Below are 18,861 nucleotides of genomic sequence, written 5' to 3'. Positions count from 1 at the left end.
GGTAACTAAGGTTGGTGTTAAAAAGCTCAAAAATACTTTAAATAAAATTATTAGCAATATGATACGTTATAAAATACAATTCTATACTTTTGTTTTAAAACCAAAACCCATGCGTAAATTATATTTTGCCCTAATAACACTTAGCTTCACCGCCTTTTTGTCTTGTAACGATGGTGATGTTATTGATATTGAATTAGATTTTGAAAATGAGTTTAGTGCACTAACTTGTGGGACATCAGATTTAGTGTTTTACAAAACAAAAAATAGCCCTTCTGAATCGCTTTCAGTCGTTATTAAATCTTTAACTCTAGACCAAATTTTCGACTTTAAAGGTAAAGACACGACTATAACTAAGCTTAATAATGTTTTTAACTACAGAACCTACAACAATGATGATATCTCAGGCAGCGACTTGTTTTGCAACGCTGTACCACCGTCTAACATTACAATAATTAATGATTACGAGAGTACAAATACTAATGCTGTAATTACCGTAACTTTGGTTGAAGATGATAATGATGGGATTCCTGCCGCCTTAGAAGATATTAATGGTGACGGAAACCTAGATAACGATGATACTGATGGTGATGGTATACCAAACTATTTAGACGCCGATGATGATGGCGACAACGTGTTAACTAAAGATGAAGATTTAAATGGTGATGGCGATTTTACCAATGATGACACCGACGGCGACGGCATACCTAATTATTTAGACGACGATGATGATGGTGATGGTGTAAAAACAAGAGATGAAGAAAATAATTCTCAAGATCAAAATCCTACAAACGATATTACAAACAGCGATATTGGTCCAGATTACCTAAATAAGGACGTTGCCAATGTTATACCAGCCACAGCTTACAGAGCGCATACTATTGGTAAAACGTATATTGTTACACTGCAACTAACAGACATAAATTTAGATATTTTATCGCAAGACTTTCTAGATTTCGGACAACTCACTAATAGTAAAACAATAAGCACCAGAACAGTTACTCCGGCATTTAATTAATTTACGGGCACATTTTGATAGATGTAAACTTCGGTGGCGCCTAAACCATATTTTTGGTAATTGGCATCGTAGAATTTCACATTATTATATCGCCCAAAAAGATAATCTAATTCTGTTTTTAAAACGCCTTCTCCAACACCATGGATAAAAACAATTTTCTGAATGCGGTTTTTTATGGCAAATTCCAATTGCCGCCTAGCTGTATCTAATTGCAGGGTTAGCATGTCGTGATTTGTCATTCCTTTTGACGATTTTACCAAGTGATGAATATGTAAATCCACTTCCATAGTGGGTTCGTAACGTGCTTTGGCTTTTGTCTTTTTTATAGATTTCTTTTTAGATTGCTCTTTTTCTGAGATGACAGTTTCAATATTAGCATGCGTAAACAGCTCCCGCTTTATGGTTTTATCAGGCTTAAACTTAACCAATTCATCAGCAGCAAAATCTAACAAAAATCCATCTGTAGTTTCAATAGTTATAACATGACCACTTATTTTTTTTATTTTTCCAGATAAGTCTTCATCTATAACCAATACCGCATCGTCTAATTCAAAATTCATAATTAGTCTTCTTTATTATTTGTATTATCCTCATCAATCTCGTCTGCATTTTTACTCGGAATATTTCTGGAAATTCGATAAACACCAACCATTAATAACACAATTCCGCCAATTAACACATATTGATTTTGATTGGCACCAGCCTTCGAATATATAGCAATAATAGCTCCTAAAATTATTAATATATAGTTAAAATACTTCATTAGATTATAATCTTATCATCCACTACAAGCTACAGAAAAAAAATAGATTGTACGGTTACATTTCTGCAAATATACTATTTATGACTATTGAAATTGTTTTTATTATTTCGTCTTAAATAAAGTATAGCTAATTATTTGTGCATTCGTTTTTTATCATATTTGTAAAACATTGCGATATTCTTCGTAGTCTGCGGAAAACAATTGTAGCACCCAACAGAATTGCCTAGCAGATTAAGCTGATTTACGAAAAATAAAAAATTGTTTTTATGAAGAAAAGAGAAATATCATTACACGCGAGTAATTTTTAGATGAATGATACTTTATAGACCATCAAATAATTTATAAAACACAGGGTTTACTCACATTTTTTTTTAAATTTGATAAAAAAAATGTCATGTCAGCAATAGAAGAGTACATGCTTCCTTGTTTAAATAAAAAACTTTTTGGTTTAGATTGTATGGGTTGTGGTATGCAACGCGCATTTTCTTTAGTCTTAGAAGGAGAATTCACCGCAGCTTTTAATATGCATCCTGCTATTTACTCTCTCATGGTACTTTTTGTAGTTATCGCGATAAACGTGTTTAAGAATTTTAAATACAGCAATAAAATAATATTTTTTTTAGCTATTATAAACGTCATTATTATAGTAGTACATTTTGTAAGTAAAACATTTTTAATCAAATAAAACTAGAATATGGAACAAACAAAATTACCTAATGCAACACTGATACTCGTTTTTGGAATCGCATCGATAGTTACCTGCTGTTGTTATGGTGTAGTTGGTATAGCACTTGGTGTTATAGCGTTGGTTTTAGCGAATAAAGCCTCTAAAATTTATGCCGAAAACCCAGAACAATATTCTGGTTATAGCAATGTGACGACAGGACGCATCTTAGCCATCATAGGTATTGTATTAAGTGTTCTATATCTACTATTTGTTGCTTGGCTAGTAGCCACTTTTGGCTGGGACGCCCTGCAAGATCAAGAGCTTCTGCAAGAGCGAATGCTAGAATATATGGGCTAAAAAAATTATCATAAAAAGCGATCGATCGATCGCTTTTTATGATAATTAATCTCACAGTTTTTAAAATATAAATACTGTGAATAAACTTGCTATAATTATTATTAGATATAAACTAATAATAATTATAGTAAATATTCCCATGAATTTGTAGTGCGATTTTAAACTGGAAATGGCTAATTTAAAATCTGTAGTATTGGATTGGCGCAAAGCACTCTTCATCTTTCTTGAAAAATTAAACAAGTAATATACTGGAAGCGCATACACCACAGCCAGAACTACATATACCAATCCTAAATACCCCATCGAGAACCCCATGTTCCCATATAGATCACTATTGTTTAGCACTCCAGTTCCCATAAAAATCGTAAAAAACAACCCCAAAAAAAACATAAATGCTATTCCTATAAACCCGATAAGAGATAGAAAATACGTCCAATTAGACGTTTCTTTTAATAGTGCTCTAACATCCTGATTAATATCTAGCTCAAAAGCTTCAAACATAGATTTTTCTGCCATGTGCTTAATTTTCAAACTGTTTTAAAGTTTCAATAATAATGCTAACGCAATCTAACAATTGCGCTTCGGTTATTACTAAAGGTGGCGCAAAACGAATTATGTTTCCATGTGTTGGTTTTGCCAACAATCCATTATCACGTAATGCCAAACAAATATTCCAAGCGGTATCGCTATCTTCATCATCATTAATAACAATAGCGTTAAGCAAACCCTTACCTCTAACTAATTTTACAATAGAGCTTGTTGATATGTATTTGTTTAATTCACTTCTAAATAATTCACCTAAAACAAAAGCATTTTCGGCTAAATTCTCATCTCTTACCACCTCAAGAGCGGCAATAGCCACTGCAGCAGCGATAGGATTGCCTCCAAATGTACTGCCGTGATTGCCAGGTTTAATAACGTCCATGATAGAATTATCGGCCAAAACAGCGCTTACAGGATAAGCCCCACCACTTAAAGCCTTACCAAGTATTAAAATATCTGGCTTTACATCTGGTGTGTTCGAGCAATTTTTATCTTCGCAACTGCAGTTACCGCAAGTTGCTAATAAACGCCCAGTTCTAGCGATTCCTGTTTGCACTTCGTCTGCTATAAATAGTACATTATATTTTTCGCACAAGGCCTCAGCTTTAACTAAATAGTCGTCGCTTGGTACGTAAACACCAGCTTCACCTTGAATGGGTTCAACTAAAAAACCAGCAACATTAGGATTCGTTTTTAAAACATCTTCTAACGCTTCTAAATTGTCGTATTCAATTTTTACAAACCCCTTAGTGAAGGGCCCAAAATTTTCTCGAGCAACAGGATCGTTAGAAAAGGAAATTATAGTTGTTGTTCGACCATGGAAATTGTTTTCGCAGACAATAATTTCAGCTTTGTTTTCGTCAATGCCTTTGACCTCATACGCCCATTTTCTGCAAATTTTTAAAGCGGTTTCTACAGCTTCTGCACCCGTATTCATAGGTAACAACTTCTCGAAATTAAAAAACTCGCAAGCAAATTTTTCATATTTGCCTAACATATCATTATGAAAAGCTCTAGATGTTAATGTTAATGTTTGCGCTTGTTGCACCATGGCGTTCACAATTTTTGGATGACAATGCCCTTGGTTTACAGCCGAGTATGCCGATAAAAAATCGTAATATTGTTTGCCTTCTACATCCCAAACATGAACGCCTTCTCCTCTACTCAATACCACAGGTAATGGGTGATAATTGTGTGCACCGTATTTATTTTCTAAATCTATTGCTTCTTGAGATTTTTGTTGCTTTAAAATATTCATTCTTTTTTTTTTTGATGTTAAACGCCATAAAATGACATTGATTAATACCGATTACGCAGTAAAATAATAATTAAATCCCGCTCGATGTTTTATGCATTTATTCAATTTGTACTTAATTTAGTTTGAAGTATCCTAAAAAAAACCAATGCGAGAGCGATCGTATTACGAATCCTGCTAATTTAATGAAATTTTACGATTTTTAAAACACTATTTTACTTTACAACTTACTTATTTAGGGCTGTAAACCTGCACAACCTCCTTGATTGTTAAAATATTAGTTGAGCTATTTTTATTTATTTGATACTATTTTTAACTTCAATTAAAAAAGTATCAATGAGTTCAGTATTTTTGCAGCATGTCTAGAAGAAAAACAAGAAAACAAATTTTTGAAAACATCGAAGTGATCGATGCTGGTGCAAAAGGCAAAAGTATTGCTAAAGCACCAGACGGCAAGGTTATTTTTTTAAACAATACCGTTCCTGGTGATGTGGTAGATGTGCAAACCTTTAAAAAACGCAAAGCCTATTATGAAGGGAAAGCCACCATATTTCATAAACTATCCGATAAGAGAACCAAACCTGCTTGCGAGCATTTTGGCACTTGCGGCGGCTGTAAATGGCAAGATATGGCATACGAGCATCAGTTGTTCTACAAACAAAAAGAAGTTACAAATAATTTAACGCGTATTGGGCACATTGAGTTGCCTGAGGTTACCCCTATTTTAGGTGCTTCGAATCCTTATTTTTACAGGAACAAAATGGAGTTTTCTTTTAGCGACTCGCGATGGCTAACAGTAGAAGAAGTACAATCGGATGCAGATTTAGGCGATCGGAACGCTTTAGGCTTTCATATTCCAGGCATGTGGGATAAAATTTTAGATATAAAAAAATGCCATTTGCAAGCCGATCCGTCAAACGCCATTAGAAATGCGGTTAAAACATTTGCTGTTGAAAATAATTTAGAATTCTTCAACACCAGAAATCAAACAGGCCTATTACGAACCATGATGATTCGCACATCAAGCACGGGAGACATCATGGTTATGATTCAGTTTTTTAAAGAGGATAAACTCAAGCGTGAATTGCTATTAGATTTTCTCGCTAAAACTTTTCCAGAAATCAGCTCATTACAATATGTTATTAATGAAAAAGCAAACGACACCATTTACGATCAAGAAGTAATTTGCTATAAAGGTCAAGATCATATTTTTGAGGAAATGGAAGGCCTGCGCTTCAAAATAAACGCGAAATCTTTTTATCAAACCAATTCCGACCAAGCTTACGAACTGTATAAAATAACAAGAGATTTCGCTGGGTTAACAGGAAACGAGTTGGTTTACGACTTATATACAGGCACAGGAACTATAGCACAATTTGTAGCAAAAAAAGCCCTTAAAGTGGTAGGTGTAGAAGCTGTACCAGATGCCATAAAAGCTGCCAAAGAAAATGCACAATTAAATAAGATAAATAACGTTGAGTTCTTTGTTGGTGATATGAAACAGGTTTTTAATACCGAATTTATAGATGCCCATGGTCAACCCGATGTTGTTATTACCGATCCGCCACGAGATGGTATGCACAAAGACGTTGTGGAGCAAATACTTAATATTGCGCCCAAAAAAATAGTGTATGTAAGCTGTAATAGCGCAACACAAGCTCGTGATTTGGCCCTAATGAACAGTATGTATAAAGTTACAAAGACACAAGCAGTAGATATGTTTCCGCAAACCTATCACGTTGAAAATGTGGTACTGTTGGAAAAACGATAAAGCATGCTACTGGACCACGTAAATTCATTTATTTTTATACGATGAAAATGAAAAATTTCAAATATCTTTTTTTGCCCTTTCTGGTATTCGCGTGCATGCTTTTGGTAAATTGCGAACGCGACGACATATGTCCAGAAAGTACACCAACTACGCCGAATTTAATTATTACCTCGTTTGATGTTTCGATACAAGAAAACAAAAAGAATATGTTCGATGTCACCATAAAAGGAGAAGGTGTAGATCAGTTTTTAGAAGACTATAAAAAAGTAACCACAGACTCTATAGTTTTACCTTTAAATACGGCAACTAATAGTGTTGTTTATAAGATTTATACCAATTCTACCATAGACAACAATGGCACACCAGCCGATGAGAGTGACGATATTGTAACTGGGAATCTAGACACCGTTACCGTAAATTATACCACCGAACAAGTTTATGTATCTCGAGCTTGTGGTTATAAAACCGTTTTTAAAGATGTTTCAATTACCGTAGATACTAATAATTGGATACAATTTATCCAACCTGTAAACAACCCACAATCTGTAGAAGATGAAAAAGCGACTCATTTTAAATTATTTCATTAACAGCACGTTTTTAATACTTTTTTGCATGTCTTTAAGTGCTCAAAACGAAACGGTTAAAAGTAATAATGCCGATTCGCTAAAAATTGAGCGTAAATATGGACTGCGCATTGGTGGTGATATTGGAAAGCTTATTAGAACAGCTATCGACGACGAATACACGGGTTTCGAAATAGCTGCCGATTACCGCCTTAAAAAAAACATATACTTAGCTGGAGAAATTGGTTTTGATGAAAAGGATAATGTTACAGATTATTTAAACGTTACAACAAGTGGGAGTTATTTTAAAGCTGGAATAGATTATAACTCCTATCAAAATTGGTTAGACATGGACAACATGATTTACTTTGGGTTTCGTGTTGGTGCAAGCAGTTTTAACCATACGTTAAATAGTTTTAAAACCTATAATACCAGCCAATACTGGGGAGATCAATTTGCTTCGAATACCTCTGAAAAATTTGAAGGTTTAACCGCTATATGGGGTGAAATTATTCTGGGATTAAAAGCCGAACTTTTTAATAACCTCTATATGGGGCTTAACGTGCAGCTTAAATTTTTAGCAAACGAAAATCAACCCGATAATTTTCAAAACATATACATTCCTGGGTTTCATAAAACTTTCGATAGTAGCCGCATTGGCGTTGGATATGGCTATACTATTGCTTATCGCATACCACTGTACAAGAGTCACAGATAACTTAAAAACAGGGTGTCTGTACAGTAAACTCCTCATTAATGCTTACATTTAGCTTCTATTGGCTATAAGATTTACTCATGATACAAATTGCACCAAAAATAATTCGTCAGATTTTTGTTTTATTGTTAATATTACTGGTGGGTAGCTTAATTTTTATTGAGATGCGTCCTTATTTAAGTGGCGTGTTAGGTGCCGTTACCTTTTATATTCTATTAAAAGGTTTGATGACAAAATTAATAGTAGTGCACAAATGGAAACCCGTTCTTGCGTCCTTAACCCTTATGCTTGGTTCTTTTGTAATTGTTCTTATTCCCTTAACCGGTTTTGGTTTTATGCTTGGTAACAAGGTCTCTGAAGCTGTGAGGAATAGTGAACGTGTTATTAATGCTTTTAAAGAACAAGTGAGCCATATAGAAAGTAAAACTGGTATTGATGTCAATTCTCAAATTGATACACAAGCTATCACCACATGGCTTTCAACTAATTTACAGAGTATGGCTGGAAACACTTTTAATGTACTAATAGCCATTGGTTTAATGTATTTTCTGTTGCATTACATGCTTTTAAATCGCTTCGAATTAAAGCAAACCTTACGTGATTATATACCTATGGACACAGACAACTTAAATAAAATAGGACGTGAAATTCAAAACATGGTAAAATCTAACGCAATCGGAATTCCATTAGTTGCCCTATCTCAAGGCATTATAGCTTTAGTTGGTTTTTTAATTTTTGGAATAAAAGATCCGTTATTTTGGTTTGTAATTGTCACCATTGGTTCTATGATTCCTTTTGTAGGTACATTTGTAGGTATTATTCCTGTGTTTATATTAACCCTGTCCACTGGACAATCTTTCCAGGCCTGGGGCATTCTCATTTACGGTATCGTGGTGGTTACTTCTACCGATAATGTTATTAGGCTATTAATATTAAAAAAATTAGATAATGTACACCCGCTAGTAACTTTAGTTGGCGTTATTGTTGGTGTACCGCTATTTGGATTTATCGGTTTAATTTTTGGTCCGTTATTAATAAGTGTCTTTATTGTCTTGGTTAAAATTTATAAAAATGAATATGGCCAATCATATTAAAATTTTAAATTATTATAGAATTAAAAGCGCGAATTAATTCTACCTACATAATATCAATTAAAAAACTAGAATCTTAACAAACCATAAATATTTACTTCTAAACACAAATTATGACAACTTTAAAAAACAAAACAGCGATAATAACTGGAGGAGGTAGAGGCTTAGGTAAAGCAACCGCTCTCGCATTTGCTAAAGAAGGCATTAAAATTGCTATAACGGGAAGAAATGAAACTGTTTTAAAAGAAACGGTATCTGAAATAGAAGCACTTGGTGTACAAGCCATCTATTCTGTTTTTGATGTTAGCAACTATGAAGACGTAAAAACTGGTATTAAAGGCATTGTAGATACTTTTGGCAGCATCGACATTCTTGTAAACAACGCTGGAATTGCCGCTTTTGGAACTTTTAATGACATGGAGGTTAGCCAATGGAATAAAATTATTCAAACCAATGTCATGGGTATGTATTATGTCACCAAAGAAGTACTCCCTTACTTAATCGCTAAAAACGAAGGCGATATAATTAATGTATCTTCTACGGCAGGCTTAAGTGGCAACGCCAACACATCGGCTTATTCGGCCTCAAAATTTGCGGTTATCGGCATGTCTGAAGCCTTAATGAAAGAAGTTCGTAAAAACAACATTAGAGTGTGTACTTTAACCCCTAGTACCATAGCGACCGATATGTCTTTTGAACTTGGTATCGCTAATAAAGACAGTCAAGACAGCGTCTTGCAACCTGAAGACTTCGCAGAACTTATTGTGGCTGGTTTAAAGTTACCAAGAAGAGCTATGCTAAAAAGTGCTGCATTGTGGTCTACAAATCCGTAGCGCCTAATAATAATTAAAAACCTCAAGCTTTACAGCTCGAGGTTTTTAATTATGACATCACTATCTTTTAATCTTCTAAACTTCTGTTTTTTTTAATCTTTTATCAGGAAAAACTTGATGTACATCTTCCTTTTTAACAAATCTAGCTAAATATACTATATTATTTTGATGGTAGAGTCCAAGCCTATACTCCCGTATTTTTATGCGATACGTCATAGAGTAATACCCACGTAACTTATTTAAATTATCGATACTCTGCAAAGTATTTGCTTGCTCTATACCTTGAATAACCTGCTTTAACTCAATCTTGATATTGTTGTCTTTTAACTTCTCAATATCTTTTTTGAGGGTTTTTAAAAAGACCACTTTCATTTATTATCAAGAATATATAAAATTTCATTTAATCCAACCACATCTTCTTTATCAGACTGCTGCATTAAAAATAAAAGCCCTGCATCGTGTTTTTCTTCTTCCGTCATATTTTCGAATTTCTCCTGCTCTTTATAGGCCACATAAAAAGACACTGCCTTTTCCATAAGTGATTTTACACTCATCCCTTCAAACGCCGAAAGTATTTTCAGTTTTGTTAGGGTTGACTCGTCTATATCGATATTTTTTCTCATAACACTCAAAATTTAATCAAATATACACATAAAACTTCAGCTGTAAAGCAAATAATCCAGGATACACTGTAACATATTTATAAGTCTGGATGTATCAATATCTAAGCTTTAAAATAATTTAATTAGTTGGTGTATACAAAAACATAACACAGCACTACAGTTTAAAAATTTATATGTCTGAAAGCCCTTTCGTAAAAGCATCTGGATCGTTGGCTAAGTTGTAACGCGGATCATCAACATCATCAATAACAATATCTCTAAATTTAGGGTTCGATTTATACAGTAATATTTTAGAGTCTTCATTTAAATGCTTTAGCTTAACGGTCTTGCCTTCGGCCTCATATTTATTCACCAAATTATATATGGCTTCGATTGCAGAATGGTCACTTACACGAGACTCAATAAAGTCTATAACCACATTTTTGGGGTCATTTTTAATATCAAATTTGTCGTTAAACTCTGTAATAGAACCAAAGAATAAAGGTCCCCATACCTCATAAACTCGCGTGCCATCTTCAAGGGTCATTTTACGAGCACGAATACGTTTAGCACTTTCCCAAGCAAAAGATAATGCCGAAATAATAACCCCAACAAAAACAGCAATAGCCAAATCGTAAATAACCGTTACTGCCGAAACTGTAATTAGTACAAAGGCGTCAGATTTCGGTATTTTCTTTAAAATTCTGAAACTCGACCAGGCAAACGTTTGAATTACCATAACAAACATAACACCAATTAAAGCTGCGATAGGTACTTGCTCAATAAGTTTATCTGTGAATAGAATAAATGTTAATAGAGATACAGCCATTACAACTCCAGAGAGGCGTCCACGTCCTCCTGCTTTAATATTAATTACGGTCTGGCCAATCATACCACAACCGCCAGTTCCCCCAAAAAGGCCACTTACAATATTCCCAGCGCCTTGGGCAATACATTCTCTATTTCCGTCGCCTCGAGTTTCGGTTAATTCATCTACTAAATTCATGGTCATTAACGACTCAATTAATCCAACCGAAGCCGCTAAAAACGCATAGGGTAATATAAAAGCAAAAGTGTCCAGATTAATTGGTAAATTTTGCCATAACTCTAAATTAGGAGTTGGAAATTCACCTTTTAGTCCGGTTCCCCCACCTTCAATTATATAAGATCCAACGGTACTGACCTCCATTCCGGTAAAGACAACTAAAAAGGTTGTTATTAAAATTGCAGTTAGTGAAGCCGGTAGTTTTGTGGTAATTTTTGGTAGAATCCATATTATTGCCATGGTAAAAGCCACTAAAGCTATCATAATGTACAATTCTGTTCCTGTCATGAATGTTGTAACATATTCTTTTACACCATCGCTAGAAACTACTAAGGATTTATGAGAAAACATTTTTACCTGAGCCCAAAAAATAATTATCGCTAATCCGTTAACAAACCCCATCATTACTGGGTGCGGAATAAGTCTAACAAATTTACCAAGTTTAAAAACCCCTGCAAAAACCTGAATAATTCCCATTAAAATAACACAAGCGAACAAATAGAAAAAGCCCATATTTTCAACAGGATTATCGAAAAGCATACCTTTAGTATGGCCTTCTGAAATCATGGTTACAAAAATTACAGCTACAGCGCCAGCAGCACCAGTAATTAGTCCGGGTCTTCCTCCAAAGATAGCAGCAATTAATCCCACTATAAATGCACCAGAAAGGGCTACTAAGGGGTCTATTTGCGCTACGAATGCAAAAGCTACAACTTCTGGCACCATGGCGAACGAGGTTGTTATACCCGCGAGGACATCATCTTTAGCATTCGGAGTGATTTTTCTAATAAAATTGGTCATAATCGATTGGTTTTTGAAGCCTCAAATTTAAGCTTAATCTGTAGATGAACAAACTACTAGTACTTAAATTTTAAAAGAAACTACAAAAAATAAAATGTTAAGTAGAATAACCCTAAAACATGCTCTTATAATTTTAGCCTAGTCTACACCACATTCTTTCAAACACTGAGAAAACAATATGCAAAAGACCCCAACTTATCGATTATCCATCGAAAACTTGTTATGATATACTTTTTGTTTTAAAATTCGAGCGTATTTAAAGACCTTACAAATGGGGTTCCAAAAAAAAATCCTGCATTCAGCAGGATTTTTTAACACATAATTATACTTAATTTTTATACAAACAATGGTTTAACTTCCATCATCGTATTTACTTTATCTTTAACAGTTTCTAAAACCGCATCATTATCGTGATTAGTGATAACTTCGTCTATTAAATCAACAATAATTTGCATCTGGTCTTCTTTTAACCCGCGGGTTGTTATGGCCGATGTTCCAATCCTTATACCCGAGGTTACAAATGGTGATTTATCATCAAAAGGCACCATGTTTTTATTCACTGTGATATCGGCTTTACCTAAAGCATTTTCAGCATCTTTACCAGAAATGTCCTTGTTACGTAAATCGATTAACATACAGTGATTATCTGTTCCTCCAGAAATAATATGGTAACCTTTAGAAACAAATGCATTTGCCATAGCGTTGGCGTTTGCCTTAACTTGTAACTGATAATGTAAAAAATCATCGGTTAGGGCTTCCCCAAAAGCAATGGCTTTAGCAGCAATAATATGCTCTAATGGTCCACCTTGGTTACCTGGAAAAACAGCAGAATCAAGTAAGGATGACATTTTTCGTAAACTTCCGTTTTTTAAAGTGATACCAAAGGGATTGTCAAAATCTTGCCCCATCATTATTAATCCACCTCTTGGGCCACGTAGTGTTTTATGCGTTGTAGTGGTAACAATATGACAGTGTGGTAAAGGATCGTTTAAAATACCCTTTGCAATTAATCCTGCAGGGTGAGAAATATCTGCAAGTAAAATAGCGCCTACACTATCTGCAATCTCTCTAAAACGTTTAAAATCCATATCACGAGAGTAAGCCGAAGCACCAGCAATAATAAGTTTTGGTTGCTCTTTAGTTGCGATATCTTGTATTTTATCATAATTTAAAACCCCGGTTTCTTTCTCTACACCATAAAAAGAAGGTTTGTATAATTTTCCTGAAAAATTTACTGGTGATCCATGGGTTAAATGACCGCCATGAGATAAATCGAATCCTAAAATTTTATCACCTGGATTTAAACACGCATGATAAACAGCTGTATTGGCTTGACTTCCGGAGTGTGGCTGAACATTTACATAAGCGGCACCAAACAAGGCTTTAGCTCTATCGATAGCAATTTGCTCCACTTTATCCACAACTTCACAACCGCCGTAATAACGCTTTCCTGGGTAACCCTCGGCATATTTATTGGTTAATACAGATCCTGCAGCTTCCATAACCTGGTCGCTTACAAAATTTTCTGATGCAATAAGTTCTAAGCCTTTTAATTGGCGTTCTTTTTCGTCTTGTATAAGTTCAAAAATTATTTCGTCGCGTTGCATAGTGTTTAAATTGAAATTAAAAATTAAGCAAAAATAGCAAATAGATTCCTTATTTAAAGGAAAAAAAACACTTTAAAACTTTAGTTTTGAACAGCTTTGTTAACGATTATAAATAAATCTTATTTTGGGTATTGAAATAAAAAAAATTATGTAGGTTTGGTATGAAATTTTAAACATAAAAAAAATAGCTATGTCCTTATCAGCTAACAATCCAGATAGAAAATCGTGGTTGCACGTCGACAAAAACTCAGATTTTCCAATTCAAAACATTCCTTTCGGCGTATTTCTTACCCGTGACGATATTATCACTATTGGTACTCGTATAGGTGATACCGCCATAGACCTTGGCGCTCTGCATCAATTGGGGTATTTTGATGGTATTCCATTAACCGACGATATTTTTCTTCAAGATACTTTAAATGATTTTATTGCCGACGGAAGAAAAACTTGGCGTTTGGTAAGAAATAGAATTGCCGAAATTTTTGATGCTGAAAATACCACCTTAAAAAACAATATTAAACACAAAGAAATTGTACTTTTTCGTTTAGATGAAATTGAAATGCAATTACCAGTGTTAATTGGTGATTATACCGATTTTTATTCTAGTATTGAGCACGCCACCAATGTAGGCACCATGTTTAGAGATCCAGACAACGCCTTGTTAACTAATTGGTTGCATATACCTGTTGGATACCATGGTCGAAGCTCTTCCATTATACCATCTGGAATTCCAATTCACAGACCTCAAGGTCAAACCCTTCCAAACGGAGCTTCAGAGCCTGTTTTTGGACCGAGCAAATTAGTAGATTTTGAGCTTGAAATGGCTTTTATTACAACCGATGCAAACGATTTAGGCGAACCTATCCCCGTAAATGAAGCTGAAGAATATATTTTCGGACTTGTACTATTTAACGATTGGAGTGCACGCGATATTCAAAAATGGGAATACGTACCCTTAGGCCCCTTTTTATCAAAGAGTTTTGCCTCATCCATTTCACCTTGGATTGTAACTTTAGATGCCTTAGAACCTTTTAGAGTCCATGGTCCGAAACCATTAAAACCACAATTAGAATATTTGCAGTCTAAAGGAAAGAAAAGTTACGATATAAACCTAGAAGTATCCATTCAACCAAACGGCGCAAAAGAAACCGTTGTGAGTAAATCAAACTTTAAACACATGTACTGGAACATGTCGCAACAATTGGCGCATCACACCGTAAATGGTTGTCCCGTAAACTCTGGGGACATGATGGGAAGCGGTACTATTTCTGGACCAACACCAGATTCTTACGGCTCGATGTTAGAACTCACTTGGCGTGGCGAAAAACCCATTAAATTAAAAGATGGCTCTGAACGCAAATTTATTAACGACAACGATACCGTTATAATGCGTGGCTATTGTGAAAAAGATGGAACTCGAATTGGTTTTGGCGAAGTTTCCACCAAATTATTACCTATTTATAAGAAAAAATAAAATTATGACATCTTAAGTAAGAGTGTTGCTGTTTAATACCAAATTAGCCATGTCATGCCGCATATAATTCGTTTCTTTTTCGCCCATATTTCGGTATAAAATAAAACCATAACTTAGGCTATGCTTTGATTTTCTATCTCATCTGAACAAAAAATAATTCAAATTAATAATGCTACATTTCAAAACTAAATTGGTATTACTTAGCTAGTAACACTCTTATTTTTTTTGATGATTAAATATGATGCGCTGTAAATTATTCCAAATAAACTAAGCAAAGCTCGTCAAATTCCATCAAAACTAAAACGCAAGACGTATTCGCTTTTTAATACTCTTTTCCCCTAAGCTTCCTTCAATCCTGTTTAGAAAAAATTAATTTAGCTCCAAAACAAGGAGTTTTATTCTGCTTTATTAGAACACTTTTTTGGATTTCATTGTATCTTTGTAAGGCTTATGAAAAAGAAAAAAGTTATCATTATTGGTGCTGGTATTGCAGGACTTGCTACTGCTATTCGCTTACAAGCTCAAGGCTATGCGGTTACGGTTTATGAGGCGAATTCCTATCCCGGAGGAAAGTTAAGTGCTTTCTCAAAACAAGGTTATCGCTTTGACAAAGGACCGTCTTTATTTACCATGCCTCATTTTATAGAGGAACTTTTTGAGCTAGCAAACAAACCAATAAAAGATTATTTTCAGTACATTAAAAAAGAAGTGGTGTGTAATTACTTTTACGAAGATGGTACAACATTTTCTGCCGTTGCCAATAAAGAACAGTTTGCAAAAAACGCCTCTAAAACCTTTAATGTTGATGCCCAAACTGTACGCAATTACCTTGAACGCAGTAAAGTAAAATACGATTTAACCGCCTCCTTATTCCTTGAAAAATCACTGCATAAAACTTCTACTTATCTAAATACAGATACATTAAAAGCTCTTTTTAATGTAAATAGTTTAGATATAAACACAACACTTGCAGACCATAATACCAAAGTTTTTAAAGACGAACGATTGGCGCAATTTTATAATAGGTTTGCAACCTACAATGGTTCTTCTCCTTATCAAACTCCGGGTATTATGTCTATGATCCCGCATTTAGAACAACATTTTGGCACCTATTTTCCAAAAGGTGGTATGCATCAAATTACTCTGAGTATGTTCGAATTGGCTAAAGATATTGGAGTCATTTTTCAATTTGACAAAAAAGTTGATAAAATTGTAATACAAAACAAAAAAGCGGTAGGCATACAAAATCGTAATGCCACAGTTTTTGCAGATGTTATAGTTTCAAACTCAGATATTGTACCCACCTATCGCCAGCTGTTAAAAGATCAAAAAGCACCAGAAAAAATATTACAGCAGCCAAGAAGTAGCTCGGCTCTTATATTTTATTGGGGAATTACTAAGGCGTTTCATCAATTAGATTTGCACAACATTTTCTTTTCAAAAGACTACAAAACGGAATTCGAATATATTTTTAATAAAAAAAATGTGTGTAACGACCCTACTGTCTATATAAATATCACCTCAAAAGACGAGCCTAGCGATGCACCCAACAGCTGTGAAAACTGGTTTACCATGGTAAACGTACCGAGCAATACAGGGCAAGATTGGGATGAAATTATTAACAGAACACGACAAAATATTATTAAAAAACTTAGCCGCTTATTAGGTGAAGACATTTCTAATCTTATTGCTTTTGAAGACATTTTAGACCCAAGAAGTATAGAATCGAACACTCAAAGTTATCAAGGTGCACTCTATGGAGCCTCTAGTAACAACAAGTACGCAGCATTTTTAAGACATCCAAATTATAAAAGTAACATTAAAAATCTGTATTTCTGTGGTGGCAGTGTACACCCTGGTGGTGGTATTCCGCTCTGCCTGCTTTCAGGAAAAATAGTATCTCAACTCATTGAAAACGACTCCAAATGATAACACTAAAACAACTTAAAAGATTCTTATCCATATTTACCCTTTGGTTATTTACGATCTCTGGGGTTTTTGGTATTTTATCAAACACGTATTCTGATTGGTTTTTAAGTTTAACCCCATTAAATTTATTAATCACATTTGCCATCCTATTACTAAACATAGACGCCTTAAAAACCAAAGCTATAATAGCTTTAAGTATTCCGTTTACATTAGGTTTTATAACAGAAGCTTTAGGTGTAAATTACGGACTTATTTTTGGCACCTACCAATATGGAGAAAACTTGGGCTGGAAAATAGCTGGCGTCCCCATAATTATTTGTTTTAATTGGGCGTTATTAACAGCCGCATCTGCCGATGTAGCACGTATGTTCTCAAAAAATATAATTATAGCATCTTTAATTGGCGGTGTTATAATGACGGCTTTAGATATGCTTTTAGAGCAGTCTGCACCGCGTTTTGACTTCTGGGAGTTTGAAAATGGTGTGGTACCCCTTCAAAATTACGTAGGCTGGGTGGTAACGGCTTTTTTTGCACATCTGGGTTATCAGTATTTTAAAATAAAAACCGACACCGCTATTTCGTGGCATATTTTGATTTCGATAGCCGTATTTTTTACCGTATTTTTATTCTTTTAAAAATGATAAAATCAGATTATATCATAGCAGGTGCTGGAGCATCGGGATTGTTATTGGCGTACCGCATGGCTAATGATCCTTTTTTTAGGGATAAATCTATTATTATAATCGATAAGATAAAAGACAAAAAGAACGATCGCACCTGGTGTTTTTGGGAAAAAGGCAATGGCGAATGGGAAGATATCATTTATAAAGATTGGAAAACAGTTTACTTTGGAAGTGATTATCACTCAGAACAAATAAACATTGCACCCTATACGTACAAAATGATACGAAGTGCCTCATTTTATAAAAAATTATGGCAAATTATAGACAAAACACCAAACATTTCATTTCTTCAAGCCGAAGTACTCCGTATTAAAACTATTGAAAACAAAGCTTTAGTTACTACAGATTCTGAAATATTAGAGGCTTCAAAAGTATTTAATAGCTCAATACTTACTAATTACTATAAAACTCAAACCCAATACCCCGTTTTACAGCAACATTTTATAGGATGGTTTATAAAAACAGAAACGCCGCAATTTGACGATACTTTTGCGACATTTATGGATTTTAAAATTCCGCAAAACGGCAATACGCGCTTTATGTATGTCTTACCAACAAGTAAAACAGAAGCCCTATTCGAGTACACTTTATTTTCGAAAGATATCTTAGAAAAAAAAGACTACGAAAATGGTATAAAAAAATATTTGCAGAACAAAGGCATTGAAAACTACAGTATTACTGAAACCGAAACAGGTGCCATACCCATGACTTGTTATGAGTTTTCAAAACAAAATTCTCAACATATTTTAAATATTGGTACCGCTGGGGGTTGGACCAAGGCCAGCACAGGTTATACCTTTATGAATACGGCTAAAAAAACCAAGGCTTTGGTCGAATTTCTAAAATTTGAAACCGATGTTTCCAAATTCTATAAACGCAATAAGTTTTGGTATTACGATGTGCTTATGCTCGATGTTTTATCTCAAGATAACGCTTATGGCTCAAAATTATTTTCAAGCTTATTTAAAAAGGCTAAAATCACCACCATTTTTAGGTTTCTCGATGAAAAAACTCATGTATTAGAAGATTTAAAAATACTTACAGCTGTACCCTCTTGGCGCTTTACCAAAACTCTACTAAGGCGTTTACTAAAAATGAATTAACAATATGGACTGGTTTATTCTTTGTAATACGAAAGCTACACCTC

General features: G+C 34.4%; 20 protein-coding genes. 12 read left to right on the top strand and 8 right to left on the bottom strand.

From position 1 onward, the window contains the following. Window positions 1-58 precede the first annotated feature (58 nt). Window positions 59-1,015, top strand: coding sequence for a hypothetical protein (locus FEZ18_RS11990; RefSeq protein ID WP_228122746.1), 957 nt, complete (start codon window positions 59-61; stop codon window positions 1,013-1,015). On the opposite strand, the gene FEZ18_RS11985 is transcribed toward FEZ18_RS11990, so the two are convergent. Together FEZ18_RS11985 and FEZ18_RS11980 are read right to left on the bottom strand one after the other, a co-directional pair. After that, complete coding sequence (locus tag FEZ18_RS11985; protein WP_153268537.1) at window positions 1,012-1,575, bottom strand: Smr/MutS family protein; 564 nt, start codon at window positions 1,573-1,575, stop codon at window positions 1,012-1,014. The genes FEZ18_RS11990 and FEZ18_RS11985 overlap by 4 nt on opposite strands. 2 nt (window positions 1,576-1,577) lie before the next feature. Continuing rightward, on the bottom strand, window positions 1,578-1,778 hold the full coding sequence (locus FEZ18_RS11980; protein WP_153268536.1) for a hypothetical protein: 201 nt from the start codon (window positions 1,776-1,778) through the stop codon (window positions 1,578-1,580). Between the two features lie 394 nt (window positions 1,779-2,172). Here FEZ18_RS11980 and FEZ18_RS11975 point away from each other — a divergent pair, with 394 nt between their 5' ends. Together FEZ18_RS11975 and FEZ18_RS11970 are read left to right on the top strand one after the other, a co-directional pair. Then, the gene (locus FEZ18_RS11975) at window positions 2,173-2,463 is read left to right on the top strand and encodes a DUF2752 domain-containing protein (protein ID WP_153268535.1); all 291 of its coding nucleotides are present in this window, start codon (window positions 2,173-2,175) and stop codon (window positions 2,461-2,463) included. 9 nt (window positions 2,464-2,472) lie between these two features. After that, a complete protein-coding gene (locus tag FEZ18_RS11970; protein WP_153268534.1) occupies window positions 2,473-2,802 on the top strand; it encodes a CCC motif membrane protein in 330 nt (109 codons plus the stop codon). A gap of 60 nt (window positions 2,803-2,862) precedes the next feature. On the opposite strand, the gene FEZ18_RS11965 is transcribed toward FEZ18_RS11970, so the two are convergent. Together FEZ18_RS11965 and rocD are read right to left on the bottom strand one after the other, a co-directional pair. Then, window positions 2,863-3,318, bottom strand: coding sequence for a DUF5362 family protein (locus FEZ18_RS11965; RefSeq protein ID WP_153268533.1), 456 nt, complete (start codon window positions 3,316-3,318; stop codon window positions 2,863-2,865). A 4-nt stretch (window positions 3,319-3,322) separates the two neighbouring features. Beyond that, on the bottom strand, window positions 3,323-4,603 hold the full coding sequence (gene rocD / locus FEZ18_RS11960) for an ornithine--oxo-acid transaminase (protein WP_153268532.1): 1,281 nt from the start codon (window positions 4,601-4,603) through the stop codon (window positions 3,323-3,325). A 355-nt stretch (window positions 4,604-4,958) separates the two neighbouring features. Here rocD and rlmD point away from each other — a divergent pair, with 355 nt between their 5' ends. The 5 genes from rlmD to FEZ18_RS11935 all read left to right on the top strand — a co-directional run bounded on the left by rlmD (window position 4,959) and on the right by FEZ18_RS11935 (window position 9,573). Beyond that, complete coding sequence (rlmD, locus tag FEZ18_RS11955; protein WP_153268531.1) at window positions 4,959-6,371, top strand: 23S rRNA (uracil(1939)-C(5))-methyltransferase RlmD; 1,413 nt, start codon at window positions 4,959-4,961, stop codon at window positions 6,369-6,371. 47 nt (window positions 6,372-6,418) lie between these two features. Further along, entirely contained in the window at window positions 6,419-6,958 is a 540-nt protein-coding gene (locus FEZ18_RS11950) for a DUF6452 family protein (protein ID WP_153268530.1), read from the top strand. 25 nt (window positions 6,959-6,983) lie between these two features. Continuing rightward, window positions 6,984-7,652, top strand: a complete 669-nt coding sequence (locus FEZ18_RS11945) for a DUF6048 family protein (RefSeq protein ID WP_255473316.1) — start codon at window positions 6,984-6,986, stop codon at window positions 7,650-7,652. A 77-nt stretch (window positions 7,653-7,729) separates the two neighbouring features. Beyond that, window positions 7,730-8,743, top strand: a complete 1,014-nt coding sequence (locus FEZ18_RS11940) for an AI-2E family transporter (protein ID WP_153268528.1) — start codon at window positions 7,730-7,732, stop codon at window positions 8,741-8,743. 110 nt (window positions 8,744-8,853) lie between these two features. After that, complete coding sequence (locus FEZ18_RS11935; RefSeq protein WP_153268527.1) at window positions 8,854-9,573, top strand: 3-ketoacyl-ACP reductase; 720 nt, start codon at window positions 8,854-8,856, stop codon at window positions 9,571-9,573. A 75-nt stretch (window positions 9,574-9,648) separates the two neighbouring features. On the opposite strand, the gene FEZ18_RS11930 is transcribed toward FEZ18_RS11935, so the two are convergent. The 4 genes from FEZ18_RS11930 to glyA all read right to left on the bottom strand — a co-directional run bounded on the left by FEZ18_RS11930 (window position 9,649) and on the right by glyA (window position 13,628). Next, window positions 9,649-9,945 carry a type II toxin-antitoxin system RelE family toxin gene (locus tag FEZ18_RS11930; protein ID WP_153268526.1) on the bottom strand — a complete coding sequence of 99 codons (297 nt, stop codon included), beginning with the start codon at window positions 9,943-9,945 and terminating at the stop codon, window positions 9,649-9,651. Beyond that, window positions 9,942-10,196, bottom strand: coding sequence for a hypothetical protein (locus FEZ18_RS11925; protein WP_153268525.1), 255 nt, complete (start codon window positions 10,194-10,196; stop codon window positions 9,942-9,944). Before FEZ18_RS11925 ends, FEZ18_RS11930 begins: the two co-directional genes overlap by 4 nt. A 169-nt stretch (window positions 10,197-10,365) precedes the next feature. After that, window positions 10,366-12,021: a SulP family inorganic anion transporter gene (locus tag FEZ18_RS11920; protein WP_153268524.1), complete on the bottom strand. Its 1,656-nt coding sequence runs from the start codon at window positions 12,019-12,021 to the stop codon at window positions 10,366-10,368. Between the two features lie 335 nt (window positions 12,022-12,356). Continuing rightward, window positions 12,357-13,628: a serine hydroxymethyltransferase gene (gene glyA, locus FEZ18_RS11915; protein WP_153268523.1), complete on the bottom strand. Its 1,272-nt coding sequence runs from the start codon at window positions 13,626-13,628 to the stop codon at window positions 12,357-12,359. 190 nt (window positions 13,629-13,818) lie between these two features. On the opposite strand from glyA, the gene fahA reads away from it, so the two are divergent. The 4 genes from fahA (at window position 13,819) to FEZ18_RS11895 (ending at window position 18,817) form a co-directional block, all read left to right on the top strand. Further along, complete coding sequence (fahA, locus tag FEZ18_RS11910) at window positions 13,819-15,102, top strand: fumarylacetoacetase (protein ID WP_153268522.1); 1,284 nt, start codon at window positions 13,819-13,821, stop codon at window positions 15,100-15,102. A gap of 450 nt (window positions 15,103-15,552) precedes the next feature. Then, on the top strand, window positions 15,553-17,031 hold the full coding sequence (gene crtD / locus FEZ18_RS11905) for a 1-hydroxycarotenoid 3,4-desaturase CrtD (RefSeq protein WP_153268521.1): 1,479 nt from the start codon (window positions 15,553-15,555) through the stop codon (window positions 17,029-17,031). After that, window positions 17,028-17,666 (top strand): carotenoid biosynthesis protein, encoded by a 639-nt coding sequence (locus tag FEZ18_RS11900; RefSeq protein ID WP_153268520.1) that lies wholly within the window; start codon window positions 17,028-17,030, stop codon window positions 17,664-17,666. Before crtD ends, FEZ18_RS11900 begins: the two co-directional genes overlap by 4 nt. Before the next feature lie 2 nt (window positions 17,667-17,668). Further along, window positions 17,669-18,817, top strand: a complete 1,149-nt coding sequence (locus tag FEZ18_RS11895; protein ID WP_153268519.1) for a lycopene cyclase family protein — start codon at window positions 17,669-17,671, stop codon at window positions 18,815-18,817. Window positions 18,818-18,861: the final 44 nt, after the last annotated feature.

The sequence above is a fragment of the Oceanihabitans sp. IOP_32 genome (assembly GCF_009498295.1).
GTDB classification, from domain to species: Bacteria; Bacteroidota; Bacteroidia; order Flavobacteriales; family Flavobacteriaceae; genus Wocania; species Wocania indica.
The sequence above is the reverse complement of the archived record's forward strand: the minus strand, read 5'-3'. Positions and strand labels throughout refer to the sequence as shown.